This is a genomic window from Amycolatopsis lexingtonensis (assembly GCF_014873755.1).
Classification (GTDB): domain Bacteria; phylum Actinomycetota; class Actinomycetes; order Mycobacteriales; family Pseudonocardiaceae; genus Amycolatopsis; species Amycolatopsis lexingtonensis.
Window position 1 is genome coordinate 10,346,600 of the sequence record NZ_JADBEG010000001.1, and the last position, 17,454, is coordinate 10,364,053.

Annotated in this window: 22 protein-coding genes; 20 read left to right on the top strand and 2 right to left on the bottom strand. The window is 71.5% G+C overall.

The window, feature by feature from the left end; genetic code table 11:
- The first annotated feature begins 46 nt into the window (after positions 1-46).
- From H4696_RS47580 to H4696_RS47655, 16 genes are all read left to right on the top strand, one after another.
- Complete coding sequence (locus tag H4696_RS47580) at positions 47-1,393, top strand: hemolysin family protein (RefSeq protein WP_086858932.1); 1,347 nt, start codon at positions 47-49, stop codon at positions 1,391-1,393.
- Complete coding sequence (locus H4696_RS47585; RefSeq protein WP_086858933.1) at positions 1,386-1,724, top strand: cytidine deaminase; 339 nt, start codon at positions 1,386-1,388, stop codon at positions 1,722-1,724. The genes H4696_RS47580 and H4696_RS47585 overlap by 8 nt, the downstream gene beginning before the upstream one ends.
- A complete protein-coding gene (gene era, locus H4696_RS47590; RefSeq protein ID WP_086858934.1) occupies positions 1,721-2,617 on the top strand; it encodes a GTPase Era in 897 nt (298 codons plus the stop codon). The genes H4696_RS47585 and era overlap by 4 nt, the downstream gene beginning before the upstream one ends.
- Positions 2,618-2,770: 153 nt before the next feature.
- Entirely contained in the window at positions 2,771-3,130 is a 360-nt protein-coding gene (locus tag H4696_RS47595; RefSeq protein ID WP_086858935.1) for a CD225/dispanin family protein, read from the top strand.
- Positions 3,131-3,156: 26 nt separating this feature from the next.
- A complete protein-coding gene (locus H4696_RS47600) occupies positions 3,157-3,513 on the top strand; it encodes a CD225/dispanin family protein (protein WP_086858936.1) in 357 nt (118 codons plus the stop codon).
- Positions 3,510-3,965: a DUF2752 domain-containing protein gene (locus H4696_RS47605; protein ID WP_086858937.1), complete on the top strand. Its 456-nt coding sequence runs from the start codon at positions 3,510-3,512 to the stop codon at positions 3,963-3,965. Before H4696_RS47600 ends, H4696_RS47605 begins: the two co-directional genes overlap by 4 nt.
- 181 nt (positions 3,966-4,146) lie before the next feature.
- Positions 4,147-5,328 (top strand): RDD family protein, encoded by a 1,182-nt coding sequence (locus tag H4696_RS47610; RefSeq protein ID WP_086858938.1) that lies wholly within the window; start codon positions 4,147-4,149, stop codon positions 5,326-5,328.
- A 63-nt stretch (positions 5,329-5,391) separates the two neighbouring features.
- A complete protein-coding gene (locus H4696_RS47615) occupies positions 5,392-5,859 on the top strand; it encodes a CD225/dispanin family protein (protein WP_086858939.1) in 468 nt (155 codons plus the stop codon).
- 52 nt (positions 5,860-5,911) lie between these two features.
- Positions 5,912-6,709, top strand: coding sequence for a DNA repair protein RecO (recO, locus tag H4696_RS47620; RefSeq protein WP_086858940.1), 798 nt, complete (start codon positions 5,912-5,914; stop codon positions 6,707-6,709).
- A 41-nt stretch (positions 6,710-6,750) separates the two neighbouring features.
- On the top strand, positions 6,751-7,566 hold the full coding sequence (locus H4696_RS47625; protein ID WP_086858941.1) for an isoprenyl transferase: 816 nt from the start codon (positions 6,751-6,753) through the stop codon (positions 7,564-7,566).
- Complete coding sequence (locus H4696_RS47630) at positions 7,563-7,979, top strand: YbjN domain-containing protein (protein ID WP_086858942.1); 417 nt, start codon at positions 7,563-7,565, stop codon at positions 7,977-7,979. Before H4696_RS47625 ends, H4696_RS47630 begins: the two co-directional genes overlap by 4 nt.
- 148 nt (positions 7,980-8,127) lie before the next feature.
- Positions 8,128-9,135 (top strand): permease, encoded by a 1,008-nt coding sequence (locus tag H4696_RS47635; protein ID WP_169734948.1) that lies wholly within the window; start codon positions 8,128-8,130, stop codon positions 9,133-9,135.
- On the top strand, positions 9,132-9,893 hold the full coding sequence (locus H4696_RS47640; protein ID WP_086858944.1) for a TIGR03943 family putative permease subunit: 762 nt from the start codon (positions 9,132-9,134) through the stop codon (positions 9,891-9,893). The genes H4696_RS47635 and H4696_RS47640 overlap by 4 nt, the downstream gene beginning before the upstream one ends.
- A gap of 45 nt (positions 9,894-9,938) precedes the next feature.
- Complete coding sequence (locus tag H4696_RS47645) at positions 9,939-10,739, top strand: alpha/beta fold hydrolase (protein WP_225956018.1); 801 nt, start codon at positions 9,939-9,941, stop codon at positions 10,737-10,739.
- A gap of 107 nt (positions 10,740-10,846) precedes the next feature.
- Positions 10,847-11,368, top strand: a complete 522-nt coding sequence (locus H4696_RS47650; protein WP_249026966.1) for a hypothetical protein — start codon at positions 10,847-10,849, stop codon at positions 11,366-11,368.
- Positions 11,369-11,404: 36 nt separating this feature from the next.
- On the top strand, positions 11,405-12,238 hold the full coding sequence (locus H4696_RS47655; RefSeq protein WP_249026967.1) for a helix-turn-helix domain-containing protein: 834 nt from the start codon (positions 11,405-11,407) through the stop codon (positions 12,236-12,238).
- A gap of 10 nt (positions 12,239-12,248) precedes the next feature.
- On the opposite strand, the gene H4696_RS47660 is transcribed toward H4696_RS47655, so the two are convergent.
- Both H4696_RS47660 and H4696_RS47665 read right to left on the bottom strand, forming a co-directional pair.
- Positions 12,249-12,662, bottom strand: a complete 414-nt coding sequence (locus H4696_RS47660) for a Fur family transcriptional regulator (RefSeq protein ID WP_086858947.1) — start codon at positions 12,660-12,662, stop codon at positions 12,249-12,251.
- Positions 12,662-13,027, bottom strand: coding sequence for an ArsR/SmtB family transcription factor (locus H4696_RS47665; RefSeq protein ID WP_086858953.1), 366 nt, complete (start codon positions 13,025-13,027; stop codon positions 12,662-12,664). Before H4696_RS47665 ends, H4696_RS47660 begins: the two co-directional genes overlap by 1 nt.
- Before the next feature lie 267 nt (positions 13,028-13,294).
- Here H4696_RS47665 and H4696_RS47670 point away from each other — a divergent pair, with 267 nt between their 5' ends.
- The 4 genes from H4696_RS47670 to H4696_RS47685 all read left to right on the top strand — a co-directional run bounded on the left by H4696_RS47670 (position 13,295) and on the right by H4696_RS47685 (position 17,367).
- Positions 13,295-14,383: a hypothetical protein gene (locus H4696_RS47670; protein ID WP_086858948.1), complete on the top strand. Its 1,089-nt coding sequence runs from the start codon at positions 13,295-13,297 to the stop codon at positions 14,381-14,383.
- Complete coding sequence (locus H4696_RS47675; RefSeq protein ID WP_086858949.1) at positions 14,384-15,022, top strand: class F sortase; 639 nt, start codon at positions 14,384-14,386, stop codon at positions 15,020-15,022.
- Between the two features lie 234 nt (positions 15,023-15,256).
- Complete coding sequence (locus H4696_RS47680) at positions 15,257-15,895, top strand: class F sortase (protein ID WP_086858950.1); 639 nt, start codon at positions 15,257-15,259, stop codon at positions 15,893-15,895.
- A gap of 83 nt (positions 15,896-15,978) precedes the next feature.
- Entirely contained in the window at positions 15,979-17,367 is a 1,389-nt protein-coding gene (locus H4696_RS47685; RefSeq protein ID WP_086858951.1) for a glycine--tRNA ligase, read from the top strand.
- Positions 17,368-17,454 lie beyond the last annotated feature (87 nt).

A 17,454-nucleotide genomic window follows, 5' to 3' on the forward strand; every position in this document is an offset into this window, starting at 1 on the left:
TCAGCTCGGCCGCCGGACCACCGACGCGAGACCCTAGCCGCCGGTCATGGTCCAGCTCCTCTTCGCGATCGCGCTCGTCCTCCTGGCGGGCGTCTTCGCGGCGGCCGACGCCGCGATCAGCACCGTCTCGCAAGCCCGGGCCGACGGCCTCGCCCGGCTCGGGCTGCCCGGCGCCCGCCACCTCTCCGCGGTCGTCGCCGAACGACGGCGCCACATCAACCTGCTGCTCCTGCTCCGCCTCGGCTGCGAGCTCACCGCGACCGTGCTGGTCACGGTGTTCGCAGGCACCCGGCTGGCGCCGCTCGGCCTGGCCGTGTTCGTCGCCGCCGTCGTCATGGTCGTGGTCAGCTACGTCCTCATCGGCGTCGGCCCCCGCACCCTCGGCCGCCAGCACCCCTACCGCATCGGCCGCTACATCGCCGGGCCCGTCCGCGTCCTCGGCTCCGTCCTCGGCCCGCTGTCCCGGCTGCTGATCCTCATCGGTAACGCCATCACGCCCGGCCAGGGCTTCCGCGAAGGCCCGTTCACCTCCGAAGTCGAGCTGCGCGAACTCGTCGACCTCGCCCAGGAACGCGGCGTCGTCGAGGACTCCGAGCGCGAAATGATCCACTCGGTCTTCGAACTCGGCGACACCGTCGCCCGCGAAGTCATGGTGCCGCGCACCGAGATCGTCTGGATCGAGCGCACCAAGACCGTCCGGCAAGCGCTGGCGCTCGCGCTGCGCACCGGCTTCACCCGGCTCCCGGTGATCGACGAATCGGTCGACGACATCGTCGGCGTCGTCAACATCAAGGACCTGATGGCCGCGTACATGGATCCGGACGGCGCGAGCACGATCGTCAGCACGCTGATGAACGAAGCGTCCTTCGTCCCCGACTCGAAGCGCCTCGACGAGCTGCTGAAGGAAATGCAGCGCACGCACAACCACATGGCGATCGCCGTCGACGAGTACGGCGGCACCGCCGGCCTGCTCACCATCGAAGACGTCCTCGAAGAGATCGTCGGCGAGATCACCGACGAGTCCGACGCCGACGAGCGCCCCGAAGTCGAGGAGCTCGACGGCGGCGCCGTCCGCGTGTCGTCCCGGATGAGCGTCGACGACCTGGGCGAACTGTTCGGCATCGACCTCGAAGACCACGACGTCGAGACCGTGGGCGGGCTGCTCGCGGAACGACTCGGTAGGGTCCCGCTGCCGGGGGCCGAAGCCGAGGTCGCCGGCCTTCGGCTGTTCGCCGAAGGGGGCAAGGACCGGCGCGGCCGCATGCGGATCACCTCCGTCGTGGTGCACCCGGCCGACGCCGACGCGATGACGGACCCGGCCGACCGGACCACCCGCCGCCGCACCCGTGTACCCCACCCCGACGAACGCGACAGGAGCGTCGAACATGCCTGACCTCGAGGCGGATGACCAGAAGCTGGTCGTGCTGGCCCGGTCCTCGCGCGCCCGCATCCAGGCCCCCGAGGGCGCCGCGGTCCGCGACACCGACGGCCGCACCTACGCCGCGGGCACGGTCGACCAGCCGTCCTTCAAGCTCACCGCGCTCCAGGCCGCGGTCGCCGCCGCGCTGTCCAGCGGCGCCGAGGGTATCGAAGCCGCCGCCGTCGTCAGCGAAGAAGGCCTGCTCAAGGGTGCGTCCGTGCACGCGGTCCGCGACATCGCGAAGCACGCGCCGATCATCCTGGCCGCCCCGGACGGCACGGTGCTCGAGGTGCTCGAGCGATGACGGAACACCGCTCCGGCTTCGCCTGCTTCGTCGGCCGCCCCAACGCGGGGAAGTCGACGCTGACCAACGCCCTCGTCGGCACCAAGGTCGCGATCACCTCCAGCAAGCCCCAGACCACCCGGCACGCCATCCGCGGCATCGTCCACCGCGAGGACGCCCAGCTCGTCCTCATCGACACGCCCGGCCTGCACCGCCCCCGCACCCTGCTCGGCGAGCGGCTCAACGACATCGTGCACACGACGTGGTCCGAAGTGGACGTCGTCGGGTTCTGCGTGCCGGCGAACGAGAAGATCGGCCCCGGCGACAAGTTCATCGCCGCGGAGCTGACGAAGATCGCCAAGCGAACGCCGGTGATCGGCATCGTCACCAAGACCGACCTCGTCCAGCCGCAGCAGGTCGCCGAACAGTTGCTTGCCCTGCAGCAAGTGATGGAGTTCGCCGAGCTGGTCCCGGTGTCCGCAGTGGACGGCTTCCAGGTCGACACGCTGGCGAAGCTGCTCGTCGAACGGCTTCCCGAAGGCCCGCAGCTCTACCCGGGCGGCGAGCTCACCGACGAGCCCGAGCAGACCCTGGTCGCCGAGCTGATCCGCGAGGCGGCGCTGGAAGGCGTCCGCGACGAGCTGCCGCACTCGATCGCCGTCACCGTCGAGGAGATGCTGCCCCGCGAAGGCCGCGACGACCTCATCGACGTGCACGCGTTCCTGTACGTGGAGCGGCCCAGCCAGAAGGGCATCATCCTGGGGCACAAGGGCGAGCGGCTGCGCGAGGTCGGCGCCACCGCGCGCAAGCACATCGAACGGCTCCTCGGCTCCAAGGTCTACCTGGACCTGCACATCAAGGTGGCCAAGGACTGGCAGCGCGACCCCCGTCAGCTGCGGCGCCTCGGCTTCTGAATTCCTGGTCTCATTTCGGTCGCGACGGGAGCAATCCCCGCACGCGGGCGGATCGGTACCCCTACAGTTCGCACCTCGACCACACCGCGGCCGATCGGGGCGGCGGCGAACCGGTGGTCGTCCATGGAGCACGACGAAGGGGAACGACCGAAAATGACCGACAGCCAGGGCATGCCCAACTACCCCGGCGACCAGCCCGGCGGGCAGCCGAACTACCCCGGCGGCCAGCCGGGCGGGTACCAGCCGGGCCCGCCCCCGAGCAACAACCTGGTGTGGGCCATCCTCACCACCATCCTCTGCTGCCTCCCGTTCGGCGTCGTGTCGATCGTGCAGGCCGCGAAGGTGAACGGGCTCTGGGCGCAGGGCCAGACCGCCGCCGCGCAGGAAGCCGCCGACTCCGCCAAGAAGTGGGCGATCATCTCGGCGGTCGTCGGTGTCGCGTGGCTCGTGCTGTGGATCATCCTGATGATCGCGGGTGTCTTCACGTTCGGCACGGGCACGACGTCATACTGACGTAGCCGAACAGCAGGAGGATCCCGGTGACCGACCAGTACCCGCCGCCGTACCCGCCCCCGGGCGGGCCGCCACCCGGCTACGGCTACGGCTATCCGCCGCCGAACTACGGGCCGCCGCCGGACAACAACATGGTGTGGGCGATCCTGAGCACGGTGCTCTGCTGCCTGCCGCTGGGCATCGTCTCGATCGTGAAGTCCAGCCAGGTCAGTTCGCTGTGGTTCCAGGGACTCCACGCCGAAGCCCGGAAGGCCGCCGACGACGCTCGCAAGTGGGCGATGTGGTCGGCGATCACGACCGGGATCCTCCTGGTGCTCTACGTCATCTTCATCGTGGTGATGATCGTGGTCGTCGGCGCCAACGCGGACCGGTTCGCGCCGTGACCGCGACGACCGTCTACACGGGAATCCCGGCGCGGGGCACGAAGGCCAAGCTGCGCGCGCTCGCGCCGCCGCTGGCCCTCGTGGCCGGGCTCGGCGTGTGCTGCGCGGTCGTCTGGGTCGGCGATCCGACCACCCCGGGCGGGTTCCTGCCCGTCTGCCCGACGAAGGCGCTGTTCGGCATCGACTGCCCCGGCTGCGGCGGCATGCGGATGGCGTACAGCCTGATGCACGGCGACATCCCGGCGGCCCTGCACTACAACGCCGTGTCGTTCGTGGTCGTGCTGCTGTTCGTGTGGAGCACGGCCACGTGGACCCTCGGGCGCCTGCGCGGCCGCGCGATGGACAGCTGGCTGCACTGGCGCTGGACACCGCTGACGTTTTCCATCGTGTTCGTCGTCTGGTTCGTCATCCGCAACCTGCCGTTCGCGCCGTTCACGGCGTTGCGCGTCTGAACCGGCACGCGGCGGAACCGGGCGCGGACCGGGCCCGTCGAACCGGCGAGCGGGGTCACCCGGGCAGCCGACGCCTGGGAGGCGCGGTCGTGACCCGACCGAGTACGCTCCCGCGGACCGGACCGATGAGGGCGGATCCGTTTCCGCGCGTCGGGGAAGTGACCAGCGAGGGGAAGACCCAATGACCGATCCCTACGGTCAGCAGCCGTTCGGGCAGCAGCCCGGCGGCCAGCAGCCGTTCGGACAGCCGCAGCCGGGCCAGGCGCCACCGCCGTACGGCCAGCCGGCGCCGTTCGGGCAGGCGGCCCCCTTCGGCCAGCAAGGCACTCCGTTCGGCGCCCCGCGGAACTACGCGCAATGGGGGCAGCGCGCCCTCGGCTGGCTCGTCGACTTCGGACCCGTCGTCCTGCTGTACCTGATCGTCATCCCCGCGTCGTTCGCCGGCGGGGACGCCGGTTCGCTCCTGGCCGTGATCGGCGGGCTCGCCTGGCTCGGCTGGACCGTCTACAACCGGTGGATCCAGCAGGGCGGCACCGGGCAGTCGCTGGGCAAGCGGGTCGCGAAGATCAAGCTGGTCCGCGAGGACACCGGGCAGCCGGTCGGCGCGGGCTTGGCCTTCGTGCGCGACCTGGCCCACTTCGTCGACAACGTCATCTGCTACGTCGGCTGGCTGTGGCCGCTGTGGGACGACAAGTCCCAGACACTGGCCGACAAGATCATGGGAACCGTGGTCGTCCAGGCCGACGCCGCCCCGGGCGCGCCCTTCGGTGCGCCGCAGCAGGCCGCCGGCGGCTACCCGCCGGCCGGCCAGTTCGGCCAGCCCGCGCCGGGCGGTTACCCGCAGCAGTCCGCTTCCGGTGGCTTCGAGCAGCAGTCCGCCCCGGGTGGTTTCGGCCAGCCGCAGCCGGGCGGTTTCGGCCAGCAGCCGGCTTCCGGTGGTTTCGAGCAGCAGTCGGCGCCGGGTGGTTTTCCGCAGCAGCCGGCTTCCGGTGGCTTCGAGCAGCAGTCCGCGCCGGGTGGTTTCGGCCAGCCGCAGCCGGGCGGCTTCGGCCAGCAGCCGCAGCCCGGCGGGTTCGACCAGCCGCAGTCCGGCGGGTTCCCGCCGCAGCCCGCGCCGGGCGGGTTCGGCCAGCCGCAGCCGCCCTCCGGCGGTTTCCCGCAGCCGGGTCAGCCGCTCGCCCCGCCGCCGGGCGGGTCCGCGTTCGACGAGCAGGCCGAGCGCACGCAGATGCTGCGCCCGGGCGCCGGCGGCGCGTCCGCCTTCGACGAGCAGGCCGAACGCACCCAGATGCTGCGTCCCGAAAACCAGGACGAGGCCGAGCAGACCCGCAAGATCGACCCGGGCCAGTTCGGCCAGCACTAGCACTTCCTGCAGCACCGCCGGGGTGACCCGGCGGGAAATCACGAGTAGTTGGGGTAGAAGTTCATGACCAATCCCTACGGCCAGCAGCAGCCCTACGGCCAGCAGCCGCAGCAGCCGGGCTACGGCCCGCCGTCCGGCGGCACGCCCGCGCCCTACGGCCAGCCGGCGCCGTACGGCCAGCCCGCTCCGTACGGCCAGCCGCCCACCGGTGGGTTCGGCGCCCCCGGCTACGGCATGCCCGGTGGTGGTGGCGACATCAACCAGATCAAGGACTACAAGGGCTGGGCGATCGGCTGCATCTTCCTCTTCTGGATCCTCGCGATCTTCGCGATCATGAAGTCCAACGAGGTCCAGACGTACAAGATGCAGGGCAACTACGCGATGGCGGAGCAGGCGTCGAAGACGACCAAGACGCTCTGCCTGATCGCGACCATCATCGGTGGCCTCAGCTGCGTGACCGTGATCATCGTCTGGATCGTGGCGCTCGCCGCGGCCTCCAGTGTGAGCTACTGCTCGGGCTACTACTGCTGATTCCCGCGGGGCGCACCACCCCGGCATCACCCACGAGTGGGACGATGTCGGGGTGGTGAACCTCTACCGCGACACCGGGGTGGTGTTGCGCACGCACAAGCTGGGTGAAGCCGACCGGATCGTCACCCTGCTGACCCGGCGGCACGGCAAGGTGCGGGCCGTCGCGAAGGGCGTGCGGCGGACGTCGTCCCGCTTCGGGGCCCGGCTGGAGCCGTTCGGCCACGTCGACGTGCAGTTCTACACCGGGCGCACGCTCGACGTCATCACCCAGGTCGAGACCGTCGACGCGTTCCAGCTGCCGCTGGTCGCCGACTACCAGCGCTACACCGCGGCCAGCGCGATCGCCGAAACCGCGGACCGGCTCTCGGCCGAAGAGGGCGAACCGGTGCTCAAGCTCTACCTCCTCGTCTGCGGCGCCTTGCGGTCCCTCGCCGCCGGGGAGCGCGACGCGTCCCTCGTGCTCGACGCGTTCTTCCTCCGCGCGATGTCCTACGCCGGCTGGGCGCCCGCGCTCACCGAGTGCGCCCGCTGCGGCCTGCCGGGCCCGCACGTCGCGTTCAGCGTCGCCGCGGGCGGATCGATGTGCCAGGACTGCCGGGTTCCCGGCTGCGTGCACCCCGCGCCCGAGGTCCTCGACCTGCTCACCGCACTCCTGCACGGCGAATGGCCGATGGCCGAGTCGACCCTGCCCGGCACCCGCCGCGACGCGAGCGGCCTGGTCGCGGCGCACCTGCAGTGGCATCTGGAGCGCCAGCTCCGGTCGCTGCCCCTGGTCGAGCGACGTGCCCGGGAGGCCGCGGTGCCATCGGGGCTTCGGACCCCCGAAGGACAGGCGGTACCCGGGCAGTAGGGTCGGGCTGATCGGTTTCACCCCATCCAGGGAGGCTCGCAGTGCTGCGCAGGGGACGCGAGAACAAGGCGTCGCGGTATGAGCTGCGGGCCCCGGATCCGCACCCGTCGGGCGCGAAGCCGCCGGAAATCCCCCGTGAGCTGGTGCCGAAGCACGTCGCGCTGGTCATGGACGGCAACGGCCGCTGGGCCAACCAGCGCGGCCTGCCGCGGATCGAGGGCCACAAGCGCGGCGAAGCGGTGATGATCGACGTCGCCGCCGGCGCGGTCGAAATCGGCGTCAAGTGGCTCTCGGTGTACGCGTTCTCGACGGAGAACTGGAAGCGCAGCCCCGAAGAGGTGCGGTTCCTGATGGGCTTCAACCGCGACACCATCCGCCGCCAGGTCGACTACCTCGGCTCGATCGGCGTGCGCATCCGGTGGGCGGGCCGCCGTCCCAAGCTGTGGGCGTCGGTGATCAAGGAACTGCAGGCGGCCGAGGAGAAGACCAAGCACAACACGGCGCTGAACATGACGATGTGCGTCAACTACGGCGGCCGCGCCGAGCTGGGCGACGCGATGCAGCGGATCGCCCGCGACGTCGCCGACGGGAAGCTGGACCCGGGCAAGGTCACCGAGAAGACCATCGGCAAGTACCTGTACCAGCCGGAGATGCCCGACGTGGACCTGTTCCTGCGGCCGTCGGGGGAGCAGCGGACGTCGAACTTCCTGCTGTGGCAGTCCGCTTACGCCGAGATGGTCTACCAGGACACGCTGTTCCCGGACTTCGACCGGACGCACCTGTGGCGGGCGTGCCTGGAGTTCGCGAAGCGGGATCGCCGCTTCGGCGGCGCGGTCGACCAGGCGGCTTCCTCGTGAGCGCGACCGAAGCGGCCGAGACCGCGGAACTGCTGACGCAGGCGAAGGAAGCGCTCGAGCGCTACCTCGAGGTGCGCGTCGACGACGACGGCGCGCTGACGTTCTCCCACGGCGACGTCCCGTGCGTCATCCAGGCGACCCGGCTCGGCGAGGGGCTCACCGTGCTCTCGCTGACCTGCGTGGTCGCCTGGGACCTGGCGGACGGGCCGGAGCTGTCGGTCGCGGTCGCCGAGCGGGCGGGGCAGGGGCTGTTCGGGACGCTCGGCGTCGGGCACACCGAGTCCGGGCTCGACGTCACGCTGCGGTACGCGTTCCCGGCCGCCGGCCTGGACCCGTCGGCTTTGGGGACGTTGCTGATGCTGGTCGTGTCGACGGCCTCGCAGCTGCGGACCGACCTGCCCGGGATCGCCTGACCGGTTCGCGGCTTCTGTGTAACCCACCCGGGGTGGAGATTCCGCCGCGAACGGCGGATTCCGGTCGGAAACGGACCGTATCCGACCGTTCGCGACCCGTGCGGGTCACTTCCTGTCGGTGGGCACTGGCATCATCGTCGTCGTGAACATCGTTTCCACTTCCGACACCGAGCCCGGCCGGCGCACCCGCCGCTTCCGGATCAGCTCGGTCGAGGTGCTGTGCGCGATCCTGCTGATCGCGATCCTCGGCCAGGGCTGGCTGCAGCAGCTGTTCGACGTGCCGGCGCTGCGCACGGGGTCGACCGTGTTCGTCGCCGTCTGCGTCCAGGCGCTGCCGTTCCTGGTGCTGGGCGTGCTGATCAGCGGGGCCATCGCGGCGTTCGTGCCCGCCCGGGTGCTGGAGAAGGTGCTGCCGCGCCGGTCCGGTCCGGCGGTCGGCGTGGCCGGGCTGGCCGGGGTCGCGCTGCCGGGCTGCGAGTGCGCGTCGGTGCCCGTGGCGCGCCGGCTGATGGGGCAGGGCGTGGCGCCGGCCGCGGCGCTGACGTTCCTGCTGGCGGCGCCGGCGGTGAACCCGGTGGTGCTGGTGGCCACCGCGGTCGCGTTCCCGGGCAAGCCGGAGATGGTGCTGGCCCGCTTCGCCGGCTCGCTGGCGACGGCGATGGCGATGGGCTGGCTGTGGGCCCGCTGGGGCAAGCTCGAGTGGATCACTTCGCGCGCCCTGCGCCGGCTTCCGGAGGTGGCGCCCGGGCAGCGGTGGCGGGTGTTCGCCGAGACGGCCCGCACGGACCTGGTGGAGGCCGGCGGCTTCCTGGTGCTGGGCGCGCTGATCTCCTCGGCGCTGAACGTGCTGGTGCCGGCGAAGTGGTTCGGCGTGCTGGGCGACCAGCTGGTGCTCGGCGTGCTGGTGATGGCGGTGCTCGCGGTGGTGCTGGCGCTCTGCAGCGAGGCGGACGCGTTCGTGGCGGCGTCGCTGACGGCGTTGCCGCTGCTGCCGAAGCTGGTGTTCCTGGTCGTCGGCCCGGCGGTCGACGTCAAGCTGTTCGCGTTGCAGGCAGGCACGTTCGGCCGCTCGTTCGCGGTCCGCTTCGCCCCGGCGACGTTCGTGGTGGCCGTGGCCTGCGCGGTCGTGGCCGGGCTTCTGGTGGGGGTGGCGTGAAACGCGAGACGCAGAACATCCTGCTGCTCCTGCTGGGCGGCGCGTTGATCAAGATCGCGGTGAACGGCGACTACCTGAGGTACGTGAAGCCGGCCCAGCAACCCTGGATCATCATCGGCGGCGCGGTGATGGTGGCGCTGGGGGCGCTGGCGATCGTCCGCGACCTGCTGGCGGCCCGCGCCGACGGCCACGCGCACCCGGCTGCCGGCGGTGCGGATTCCGCGGTGGCCGCCGATGACGGTCACGGCCACGCCCACTCGGCCCGCCCCGCGTGGCTGCTGCTGGTCCCGGTCCTCGCGGTGTTCCTGGTGGCACCCCCGGCCCTGGGCGCCGACTCGGTGATCCGCACCGAGGCGCGGGTCCCGGCGAGCGCGGCCGCGGCCAACGCCGCCTCGTTCCCGCCGCTGCCGGCCGGCGACCCGGTCCCACTGGCGGTGAACGAGTTCGTCAGCCGGGCGGGCTGGGACGCGGCGGGCACCTTGAACGGCCGCACGGTCTCCCTGACCGGGTTCGTGGTCCACACCGAGGGCAGCACCCTGCTGGCCCGCCTGGTGATCAGCTGCTGCGCGGCCGACGCCTTCCCGGTGACGGTCCGCCTCCGCGGCGGCGAAGCGGACCACCTCGCGAGCGACGCCTGGATCCGGGTGACGGGCCAGGTGGTCCCCGGTACGGCGACGCGAGCGAACAGTTACACACCGGACTTCACCCCGACCTCGCTGGCGACGGTCCCGACCCCGAAGGATCCTTACGAGTACTGACATTCGTCCAAGACGGACGATCCGGCGCGGCCTACCGTCCGGCACATGGTTGTTCACGGGATGCACGTCGTCCACGACGGTCCGGGGCAGGCGCCACCCCTGCTGCTGATCCACGGATCGGGCGCTTCGGGCGCCTCCTGGGGTCCGGTGGCCGGGATCCTCGCCACCCGCCACCACGTCATCCGGGTCGACCTGCCGGGGTGCGGCCAGTCGCCGCCCGCGCCGTCGTACGCGGTGCCCGGGCAGGCCGCCCGCGTGGCCGCGCTGCTCGACGGCCTCGGGCTGCGGCAGGTCACGGTTGCCGGGCACTCCAGCGGCGGCTACGTCGCTGCGTCGCTGGCGGAACAGCGTCCCGACCTGGTGCGGTCGCTGGCGCTGATCAGCACCGGTCCGAGCCTCGATGCGCTGCTGCCACAGCCGTGGATCGTCCGGGCGCTGCTGGCTCCGCCGTTCGGCCCGCTCCTGTGGCCGCGGCGCTCGGATGCGTTGATCCGCAAGGGAATCCGCGCGACGACCGCCCGTCCGGTGGAAATCCCGGACGACGCCGTCGCCGACCTGAAGACCATCACCTACCGCACGTTCCGGAGAATCCTGCGCGGCAACTCCGCGTACATCGCCGAGCGGAGCGTCCCCGAACGCCTCGCCGGACTGGGAAAGCCCGTGCTGGTGGTGTTCGGCGCGGCCGATCCCCGCTGGGACCCGCGCTCGGCGCACCGGTACGACGCGGTGCCGGGTGCGCGCGTCGAACTGCTCCCCGGCATCGGGCACATCCCCCTGCTCGAAGCGCCCGAGCCGACGAGCGAACTGCTGCTGCACTTCGCGACGGCGGACGCTTCACCGGCTTGATACCGCAACGGCAGTCAGGCGGCGACGGCGGCGCACTGCCGACAGCGTCTTCGGCTACCCTCCGAGTCGTGCCCGAACAGACTTGGTCACCCAATCCTGGGACGCCCGTGATCGAGTACCGGGCCGGTCGGTGGATGTTCATCGGCGGCCTGGCCATGTTCGTTTTCTTCGGGTTGGTCGCCCTCTTCCCGGACGTCGGGAACCCGTCGGCATCGTCGAGAGCAGCCCATCTTCCTCCGGCCGCCGCGTCGTTCCTCTTCGGCGCGCTCGCGCTGGGCGGCCTGCTGGTCATGGTCGGCTTCGTCCCCCGCACGCATCGCTTCGTCGTCGATGAACGCGGACTGTGGTGGCGAGCCGGCCGCAAATCCGACCTGATCGCCTGGGAGGAGTTGCGTGCCGTGCGCGGCCGGGAATCGCGCCCACCGGTCAAGGGCGACCCGAACTCGAAGGCCACGCGGTCGGCCCTGGTGTTCACTCCCGTGGACCAGCGCTTCGCCACCCGCCACGCGGCGCTGGTGAAAGGCCCGCCCAACGCCGGTCCGGAAGTGGAACTGAAACTGCCGAACAGCGCCACGGTCCGGAAGCTGGCCGAGGAGATAGCCAGAGTCCGGCCGGGCCTGCTCGACTAGCGTCGTGCGCCCGCATTGCGGTACTAAGCTGCGTACGTGCTGCCGACCGGTTGGAAGTGGGCGGACGTGGAGGTCGCCGTCCCGCGCCCGGCCACGCGGCTCCCGGGCGTCACGATGGCCGGGTTCCGCCAGCGGATCCCCGGGGACGTCGGGATCGCGATGATCGCGCACCCGTCGGTCACGCTGTTCCTCGACCTGAGCGAGACGGGCGGCATCGTCCGCGAAACCGGCGGGACACGCCGTCGCGGCAGCTTCGTCGCCGGGCTCCTCCCCGGCCACCTCCGGACCGGCGGCCGCGAGGGCACGTGCCTCCAGATCCGGTTGTCCCCGGTGGTCGCGGCCGCGCTGCTGGACGTCTCGACCGAGCTGACCGGCACCGTGGCCACCCTCGAAGAGGTCTGGGGGCGCAACGCCGCCCGCCTCGAGGAGAGGCTGCGCGCCGCCTCGACCTGGGACGAACGGTTCGCCCTCGCGACGGACGTCCTCACCCGCCGGATGGCCGCCCGCTCCCGCGTCGAACCCGAGGTCGTCCGGGTCTGGCGCCGGATGCTCGCCGTCCAGGGCCGGGTCCGGGTCGACGGCCTGGCCGAGGAAGTCGGCTGGAGCCGCCAGCGCTTGTGGTCCCGGTTCGGATCCCAGCTCGGGCTGACCCCCAAGAGAGCGGCCCAGCTGGTGCGCTTCGACCACGCGGCCCACCTGCTGGCCGCCGGCCACGCGGTGGCGACGGCGGCCGCGCGAAGCGGCTACGCGGACCAATCCCACCTGCACCGCGAGGCCAAGGCGATCGCGGGGCTCACTCCCACCGAGCTGGCCGCGGCCCCTTGGCTCGCCATCGACGACGTGGCCTGGCCCACCGCTCCGCGAACGTGAACCGGCTCGCTCAGTGCTCCGCGCAGGTGCCGGTGATCTCGACCGTGTGCGAGATTTCCGAAAACCCGTGCTCCGCCGCGATCTTCTCGGCCCAGCGCTCGACCGCCGGTCCTTCGACCTCCACCGTCCGGCCGCACAGGCGGCACACGAGGTGATGGTGGTGGTGCGCGGAACACCGCCGGTAGATCGCTTCGCCGGAGTCGGTGCGCAGGACGTCGATCTCGCCGGCCTCCGACAAGGACTGCAGGGTGCGGTACACCGTCGTCAGGCCGATGCCGTCGCCGCGTTTGCGCAGCTCGTCATGCAGTTCCTGGGCGGAGCGGAAGTCGTCGACGGTGCTCAGCAGCTCGACGACCGCGGCTCGCTGCCGGGTCGATCGGCGCCCGGGCACCGGGGCCTGGCTGCGCGGCGCGGCGGGGTTCATCACTTTCCTTCCTGCACGTGGGCTACGGCGTCGACCACGATGTGCGCCAGGTGGTCGTCGGCGAGCCGGTAGACGACCTCGCGGCCGCGGCGTTCGCCCTGCACCACCCCGGCGGTCTTCAGCACCCGCAGGTGCTGGCTGATCAGCGGCTGCGCGACGTCGAGGGCGTCCACCAGCTCGTGCACGCACCGGTCGGCGGCCCGCAGCTGCAGCACGATCGCGATCCGGACCGGCGCGGCCAGCGCGCGCAGCAGGTCGCCCGCGTCCGTCAGTACCGACGGTGACGGGTGGACCGGCGCCGAGGCCGAGGCCGGCGCGCACTCCGCGAGACCCGGCTGGGCGCCACTCCCGGTCACCATCGCCATGCCCGCCTCCACCCGGCCCGTCCGGACCATGAATTCCGTAGTCATTGCCGATAACGGCCCCGCCCATCCTAGTGTTCCCCCGGACGGGAGCCCCGCCCCGGCGCCGAGCTGCGGGGTACGGCAGGTTGTATTACCCCGTTCGGGTGAGTTCGTGGGATATTGGCTCTTCGGCTTCGCATGTCGTGGCCGACGGTGCAAGGTTGTCGCGGAGCGTTTCGTCGCTTCTCGCACGCCGGCGCCGCGCCCGAGCAAAACCAGTGGGGAGACATGACCCGTTTCGCACCGAAAGCAGCCGCGCTGACGACTGTCGTGTTCTCGCTGGTCGGAGTGGGTGTGGCCGGGGCGCAGACGCAGGCCGTCGACGAAAAGACCGGACCGGTGTCGTTCGCGAACATCGCGTCGGTCCGGATCGGCGGGGACGGTCAGCGCGGCGGCGCCCTCATCACCGAAACGCAGCGCTCGCCGCTGCTGCCGGGGCAGTCGAAGCTCGGCACGGACCGCGTCACCGTCCCCAAGGACGACGGCGAGCGCGCGACCTTCGGCGGGCACTACCAGATCGACCTCGGCCGCTACAGCCCGTCGCAGAACCCGTACCCGCCGGGCGTCGCGAGCCGCGACCACAACGTCGTCGCCGCGTTGCAGGCGACGACCGTGCCCACCGCGGTGGCGGAGACGAACTACGCGCTCCGCGACGTCTGGCAGGGGGCGGCGAAGCCGGTCGACAACACCGTGCTCGTGCTCGAAGGCGCGAAGTCGGCGGTGGACTGCACCGGTCCCGCCAAGCTCACCGCGGCCACTTCGGTGGCCCGGCTGTGGGTGCGCCAGGCCGACGGGACGCTCGGCATCGTCCCGGTGCCCGGCGGCACCGCCGGCCTCCAGCTGACCAACCTGCGGCTCGGCCCGCCCGGCGACATCACGAACGCCGACAAGGCCACCACGGTCTCCGACCTCAAGCTGATCCGCGTCGGCACGTTCGACCAGCTGATCCGGCAGGACGGCTGGCGCGGCGGCGACTTCACCGCGGTCGCCGGCTGGCGCGTCGAGATCACCACCCACGTCAAGGACGCGCAGGGCGCCGCGCTGCAGGACGTGCGGACCAACATCGTGCTCGGCGGGGTCAGCTGCTCGGTCCCGAAGGGGTTCGTGGCGAAGGCGGGCAACCAGGCGGGCGGCACGAACGCGTCGCAGCCGGCGGTCCCGACGCAGGTCCCGGCCGGCTACCTCGGTGCGGCGGCCCCCGCGACCGACGGCGACGGCTCCCGCGTCCCGCTCGGCGTCGGCCTGCTCTTCGGCGGCGTGTTCTTCGCGGCGGTCGCGTTGCTGCTCGGCCGGCGGCGCAAGACCGGGACGGACTAGGTGCTCCGCACCGCGCTGGCCGCCGTCGCGGCGGCGCTGGCGGTCGCCGCTTTCGCGGCCGGGATCGTCGTGCTGACCTGGTTGCCCCCGACGTCGGCCCCGATCGCGGCGCCACCACCGGGCACGCTGCCGGGCGAGAACGCGGCCCCGGCGGTGCTGCCCGCGGACAGCGAATCGGCGGCCCAGCAGCGCCCGGGCACGGTCCGCCTCCCCGACGGCTCGACCGCGCGGCTGGTCCGCACGGAACTGACCGACACGGGCGTCCTCCCGATCCCCCGCGGCCTGGCGGACGCGGCCTGGTGGGGCGCGAAGCTGGGCGCGGACCGCGGCGCGGCGCTGCTGTCGGGCCACGTGAACTGGGAAGGGCAGCGCGGCCCGTTCGACGAGCTGTGGCGCACCCGCCCGGGCGACGAGGTGAGCATCGTCGACGCCCGCGGCGGCCGCTGGGTCTACCGCGTCGAAGAGGTGGTGACGCTGCCGAAGGAGGCCCTCCCGCAACAGGCCCGGCGCTGGTTCGGCCAGGACGGCCCCCACCGCCTGGTCCTGGTCACCTGCGGCGGCGACTACGTGGGCGGCACCGAGGGCTACGACGAGAACCGCCTGGTCACGGCGAAGCTGGTGACCCGCCCGACCGGCTGAGCACGCCCTCGGCCCCGGCCCGCTGTGGACCTCGCCCGAGCTGAGTCGCCGGCGCACGCAGCTGCTCCCCAAAGGTCTTGAATGACTCATTCAGGGCATCCGGCGACCTGAATGAGTCATTCAAGACGCCGACCAGCCGGAGGCCGCCCGAGCCGCGCGATCCCGGTGCAACCTCCTGCACCCGCCGCCGCATGTGTTCCTTCGCCGAGTCACCGAGCGAAGGAGCCCGACCCCATGCAGGAGCAGAACCCGGCGGAGCGGAAGAACGGCTCCGGCCGCTGGTGGATCGTCGGCGTCGCCGGCGCGTTCGTCGTCGCCGCGCTCGTCGCCACCCTGCTCATCTTCACCGGAAAGGATGAACCCGCGGTCGCGAACGCGCCCGCGGCGAACCAGACCACCAGTCAACCCACTGAGCAGAAAACCGCCCGCGACCCCGCGAACCTGAGCCTCCCCGGCGGCGGCACCGCGAAGCTCGTCCAGGAAGACCTCGACGCCGACGGCGCCCTCAAGATCCCCGAAGGCCTCGACGAAGCCGCCTGGTGGGGCGCCAAGCTCGGCGCTGACCACGGCGTCGCCCTGCTCTCCGGGCACGTGAACTGGAAGGGCAAGAAGGGCCCCTTCATGGAACTCTGGCAGGTCAAGCCGGGCCAGGAGGTCAAGCTGACCGACGCCGCGGGCGGCGCCTGGGTCTACCGCGTCGACGCCGCCGAGACCGTCCACAAGACCGACCTCGCCGGCCGCTCCGAGCAGCTGTTCGACCCCGATGGCCCGCACAAGCTGCTGCTGGTCACCTGCGGGGGCGAATACGTCGGCGGGACCGAGGGCTACGAGGACAACCGCGTCGTGACGGCGTCGCTGGTGTCGCGGCCGTAGCCTGCGCGATAACCGCTGGGCCCCGGCGGATACCCTGGACGTTCTAGTCCGATAACCGTCCCCGCATGCTTCCGGAGCGTGGAGTGCCCACGAACACCATCGATACCGTAGTCAGCCTGTGCAAGCGCCGTGGTTTCGTCTTCCCCAGCGGGGAGATCTACGGCGGTACCCGCTCGGCGTGGGACTACGGACCGCTCGGGGTCGAGCTCAAGGACAACATCAAGCGCCAATGGTGGAAGACCGTCGTCCAGGGCCGGGACGACGTCGTCGGCCTCGACTCCTCGGTGATCCTGCCGCGGCAGGTGTGGGTGGCCTCCGGGCACGTCAACGTCTTCACCGACCCGCTGATCGAGTGCCTCTCGTGCCACAAGCGGTTCCGCGCCGACCAGCTCGCCGAGGAGTACACCGCGCGCAGCGGCAAGGAGACCACCGAGGACGACCTGTCCGACGTGCCCTGCCCGAACTGCGGCACGCGCGGCAAGTACACCGAGCCGCGTGACTTCAACATGATGCTGAAGACCTACCTCGGCCCGGTCGAGTCCGAAGAGGGCCTGCACTACCTCCGCCCGGAGACCGCGCAGGGCATCTTCGTGAACTTCTCCAACGTCCAGACGACGTCGCGGAAGAAGCCGCCGTTCGGCATCGGCCAGATCGGCAAGTCCTTCCGCAACGAGATCACGCCGGGCAACTTCATCTTCCGGACCCGCGAGTTCGAGCAGATGGAGATGGAGTTCTTCGTCGAGCCGGGCGAGGACGAGCGCTGGCACCAGTACTGGATCGACGAGCGCACGAACTGGTACAAGGACCTCGGCATCAAGGCCGAGAACCTGCGCCACTTCGAGCACCCGAAGGAAAAGCTTTCGCACTACGCGAAGCGCACCGTCGACATCGAGTACCGCTTCGCGTTCAACGCGGGCCAGGAATGGGGCGAGCTCGAGGGCATCGCCAACCGCACCGACTTCGACCTGACCACGCACTCGAACCACTCGGGTCAGGACCTGTCGTTCTTCGACCAGGCGTCGGGGCAGCGCTACCGGCCGTTCGTCATCGAGCCGGCGGCGGGTGTCGGCCGGTCGATGATGGCGTTCCTGGTCGATGCCTACCACGAGGAAGAGGTGCCCAACGCCAAGGGCGGCACCGACACCCGCGTGGTGCTCAAGCTCGACCCGCGGCTTTCGCCGTTCAAGGTCGCGGTGCTGCCGCTGTCGCGCAACGCCGACCTGACCCCGAAGGCGAAGGAGGTCGCCGCGACCCTGCGCAAGCACTGGAACGTCGACTTCGACGACGCGCAGGCGATCGGCCGCCGCTACCGGCGCCAGGACGAGATCGGCACGCCGTACTGCGTCACGGTCGACTTCGACTCGCTCGAGGACCAGGCCGTGACCGTGCGCGAGCGCGACTCGATGTCGCAGGAGCGCATCGCGATCGACAAGCTCGAGGCCTACCTGGCGGCTCGCCTCATCGGCTGCTGACCCCGTCCGGGCCCGGACACCCCTGACACCTGTCACGGCCAGGTCGTGACGCACGGTCTGGGGTCCCGGGCCCGCCGGGCGGCAGCC

Excerpts from the sequence above, each read along its gene's own strand:
- H4696_RS47585 (WP_086858933.1), top strand. The coding sequence starts at position 1,386 with ATGCCTGACCTCGAGGCGGATGACCAGAAGCTGGTCGTGCTGGCCCGG.
- H4696_RS47665 (WP_086858953.1), bottom strand. The coding sequence starts at position 13,027 with ATGGCGATGGTGACCGGGAGTGGCGCCCAGCCGGGTCTCGCGGAGTGC.
- H4696_RS47680 (WP_086858950.1), top strand. The coding sequence starts at position 15,257 with ATGCAGGAGCAGAACCCGGCGGAGCGGAAGAACGGCTCCGGCCGCTGG.
- H4696_RS47580 (WP_086858932.1), top strand. The coding sequence starts at position 47 with ATGGTCCAGCTCCTCTTCGCGATCGCGCTCGTCCTCCTGGCGGGCGTC.
- H4696_RS47660 (WP_086858947.1), bottom strand. The coding sequence starts at position 12,662 with ATGAACCCCGCCGCGCCGCGCAGCCAGGCCCCGGTGCCCGGGCGCCGA.
- H4696_RS47670 (WP_086858948.1), top strand. The coding sequence starts at position 13,295 with ATGACCCGTTTCGCACCGAAAGCAGCCGCGCTGACGACTGTCGTGTTC.
- H4696_RS47645 (WP_225956018.1), top strand. The coding sequence starts at position 9,939 with ATGGTTGTTCACGGGATGCACGTCGTCCACGACGGTCCGGGGCAGGCG.
- H4696_RS47595 (WP_086858935.1), top strand. The coding sequence starts at position 2,771 with ATGACCGACAGCCAGGGCATGCCCAACTACCCCGGCGACCAGCCCGGC.
- era (WP_086858934.1), top strand. The coding sequence starts at position 1,721 with ATGACGGAACACCGCTCCGGCTTCGCCTGCTTCGTCGGCCGCCCCAAC.
- H4696_RS47610 (WP_086858938.1), top strand. The coding sequence starts at position 4,147 with ATGACCGATCCCTACGGTCAGCAGCCGTTCGGGCAGCAGCCCGGCGGC.
- H4696_RS47615 (WP_086858939.1), top strand. The coding sequence starts at position 5,392 with ATGACCAATCCCTACGGCCAGCAGCAGCCCTACGGCCAGCAGCCGCAG.